Origin of the sequence: Bradyrhizobium sp. STM 3809 (assembly GCF_000239795.1) — a bacterium.
Taxonomy (GTDB): Bacteria; Pseudomonadota; Alphaproteobacteria; order Rhizobiales; family Xanthobacteraceae; genus Bradyrhizobium.
Genome location: NZ_CAFJ01000451.1, coordinates 1 through 3,019, shown reverse-complemented (window position 1 = coordinate 3,019; position 3,019 = coordinate 1). Strand labels below are relative to the sequence as shown.

Annotated in this window: 4 protein-coding genes; 2 read left to right on the top strand and 2 right to left on the bottom strand. The window is 68.2% G+C overall.

The window, feature by feature from the left end; all coding sequences use genetic code 11:
• On the bottom strand, positions 1–501 hold a 501-nt coding region (locus tag BRAS3809_RS20875), incomplete at its 3' end, for an AraC family ligand binding domain-containing protein (protein ID WP_035657354.1).
• Positions 502–593: 92 nt separating this feature from the next.
• Here BRAS3809_RS20875 and BRAS3809_RS20870 point away from each other — a divergent pair.
• Both BRAS3809_RS20870 and BRAS3809_RS20865 read left to right on the top strand, forming a co-directional pair.
• On the top strand, positions 594–1,787 hold the full coding sequence (locus BRAS3809_RS20870) for an MFS transporter (RefSeq protein WP_035657357.1): 1,194 nt from the start codon (positions 594–596) through the stop codon (positions 1,785–1,787).
• 91 nt (positions 1,788–1,878) lie between these two features.
• Positions 1,879–2,652: a transporter substrate-binding domain-containing protein gene (locus BRAS3809_RS20865; RefSeq protein ID WP_052523461.1), complete on the top strand. Its 774-nt coding sequence runs from the start codon at positions 1,879–1,881 to the stop codon at positions 2,650–2,652.
• A 3-nt stretch (positions 2,653–2,655) separates the two neighbouring features.
• Here the strand turns inward: BRAS3809_RS20865 and BRAS3809_RS20860 are convergent.
• A partial coding sequence (locus BRAS3809_RS20860; protein ID WP_035657351.1) for an efflux RND transporter permease subunit occupies positions 2,656–3,019 on the bottom strand: 364 nt, incomplete at its 5' end.

Below are 3,019 nucleotides of genomic sequence, written 5' to 3'. Positions count from 1 at the left end.
GCGGCGGGCGCGCGGATCCCGCGGCAGCGGGATGAAGGTCGAGGAGTCCTCGGCGCGGCGCAGCTCGAGCAGCGCGAGGCGCACCAGCAGCGCGGCGCGCTCGGGGCCGCCATCGGGCGCGAACAGCGCCAGGATCGCCTGATGCAGCAGCGGCGACACCTGCACCACGAACTCGTGGTCGAGCCGCACGCCGCGCGTCTCGCGCGTCAGCCAGTCCTGCTCGAAATACAGCGTCCGCATCTGGCTGTCGGCCAGCATGTCGATGGCATGCGCGTGCCGCGCCGGCACCCACACCGCGCGATCCGGCGGCACCAGCCAGCGGCCCTCCGGCGTGGTGACCTGCATGGTGCCGGCAGAGGCATAGATCAGCTGCGACTCGCGGTGCATGTGCGGCTCGAGCCGGCTGCCCTTCTGATAGCTGCGCGCGATCAGATGGACGCCGGGCTCGGTCGTCACCCGGTCGTCGCCGAGCGGCTTCAATGGCGTGTCCACGATGGTCATTGGCGCCTTCTCGTTGGAGCGAGCCAGTATAACCCAAGCCAGCATAACCGATGTCATCGGGAATCGAGGAACCGCGCATGAACAGCCCAAGCCTGAACAGACCGAGCCGCGTCATCGGCTTCGTCAACGCGGCCCATTTCATCGATCATTATGCGATGCTGATCTTCGCGGCCGCGGTCATCATCATGGGCCCGGCGCTGGGCATGGCCTATGCGGATTTGCTGCCCTATGCGACGCCCGGCTTCATCGCCTTCGGCGCCGGCGCGCTGCTGACCGGCTGGCTCGGCGACCGCTGGAGCCGGCGGCACATGATGCTGATCTTCTATGTTGGCATCGGCCTGTCGATGATCTCGGTCGGCCTGGTGCAGACGCCCTGGCAGCTCGGCGCGGCGCTGTTTTCGATCGGCCTGTTCGCCTCGATCTATCATCCGGTGGGAACCGCGATGCTGGTGTCCTATGCCGAACGGCTCGGCAGCGACATGGGGCTGAACGGCGTGTTCGGCAATCTCGGCGTCGCCTCGTCGGCGCTGGTCACCGGCGTCGTCGGCCAGTATCTCGGCTGGCGCTTCGCCTTCATCGTGCCCGGCGTGGTCACGCTCGGGATCGGCCTGGCCTTCGCGATGACGGTCGCGCATGAGGATCGCAGGGGCTCGAAGCAGGCGGCGGCGCAGGCGCGGGTGGCGCGCGAGCAGATGTGGCGCGTGGTGCTGGCGCTGCTCCTGGTGGTGATCGCGATCTCGACCACCTTCAACGCGATCACCGTGGCGCTGCCAAAACTGTTCGCGGAGCGGCTGGCAGGGCTGACGCAGAGCCCGGCGCTGCTCGGCTTCATCGCGGCTGGTGTCTACGTGTTCGGCGCGATGACGCAGTACACGATCGGGCGCTTGCTCGATCGCCACACGCTGAAGGCCGTCGCGCTGCCGCTGTCGCTGGTGCTGGCGCCGCTGCTCTATCTTGCCGCCGATGCCCGCGACTGGGCGCTGATCGTGGCCTCGATCGGCATCGTGATGGGCGCGTTCGGCCAGGTCACGGTCAACGACGCCATGGTCGGCAAGTACACCGCCGAGGAATGGCGCTCGCGCGCCTATGCGGTGCGCTATTTCGTCGGCTTCACCGCAGCCGGCGCCTCGGTCGGCCTGGTCGCCTGGCTGTACGAGCGCGGCGGCTTCGCCACCATGCTGCAGGCCTTCGCCGCGCTTGCTCTGGTCGCGATCGTCGCCGCGCTGATCCTGCCGCCCGAACTGCCGGCGTTGCGGCCGGCGTTGCGGGAGGCGCCTGCGGAGTGAAAACGATCGTACTTGCATCGGACGGCCTGCACGGCATGATGGCCGCCATGACAACGGGGAGGGAACGATGGGCCAGTGGCGCAGGCTGCAAATGGCGGCGCTGGCCGTCGTGGCGGGTATCATGACGTCATCTCACGGCGGAGCCGCCGAACTGAAGGACGAGATCGCGCCGACCGGCCGGCTGCGCGTGGCGATTGCGATCAGCCCGGCGGGCGGCGCGTTCTGGTCGACCAGGACCGAGACCGGCTATGCCGGCGTTCCCGTCGATCTCGGCCGCGCGATGGCCGACAGGCTCGGCGTGCCGGTCGACTATGTCGTGCACCAGAACTCCGGCCAGATCACCGACGCGGCCGACAAGGGCACCTGGGACGTGACGTTCCTGCCGAAGGATCCGGAGCGCGAGGCCAGGATGGCGTTCGGCCCGGTCTACGAGGTCGCCGACGCGACCTACATCGTCAAGCCGGGCTCGGCGGTGACGGGCTTCGCGACCCTCGACGAGCCGGGCGTGAAGGTGGCGGCGGTCAACAACACCACGACGATGCGTGGCGCCATCGCGCATCTGAAGAACGCCAGCGTCACCGGCTATCAGACCTATGACGAGATTTTCGGCCTGCTGCAGCGAGGCGAGATCGACGCTTTCGCGCTCTCGCGCGACCAGCTCAACGCGATGGCCAGGAAGATTCCGGGCACGCGGGTGCTCGACGAGACTTTCAAGAAGACGGTGACCGCCGTCGCCGTCCCGCGCGGGCACGACAAGGCGCTGGCCTTCGTCACCGGCTTCATGACCGAGGCGGTGTCGAACGGGCTGCTGCGCAGAGCCTATGACGCCAACGGACTGAAGGAGACGCCACTCCGAACGCAGTAGGTCTCATTCCGCCGGCTGCGCCACGACCGGTTTTGCCTTGCGCGCCGCGCGCCAGTTCTCGAAGCGCTGCACCACGACGAAGAACGCCGGCACGAACAGCACGGCGAGGCAGGTCGAGGCCAGCATGCCGGAGAACACGGTGATGCCGATCGATTTGCGCGCGCTGGCGCCGGCGCCTGTCGCCAGCACCAGCGGTACGACGCCGAGAATGAAGGCGAAGGAGGTCATCAGGATCGGCCGGAAGCGCGACCGCGCCGCCTCGATCGCGGACTCGATGAGGGGTTTGCCGTCGCGGCCGTGCAGCTCGAGGCCGACCTCGACGATCAGGATCGCGTTCTTGGCCGACAGCGCGATGAGCAGGATGAGC

What these genes read in the sequence shown, in the direction of transcription:
- BRAS3809_RS20865 (WP_052523461.1), top strand. Translation starts at nt 1,879, where the DNA reads ATGGCGGCGCTGGCCGTCGTGGCGGGTATCATGACGTCATCTCACGGC.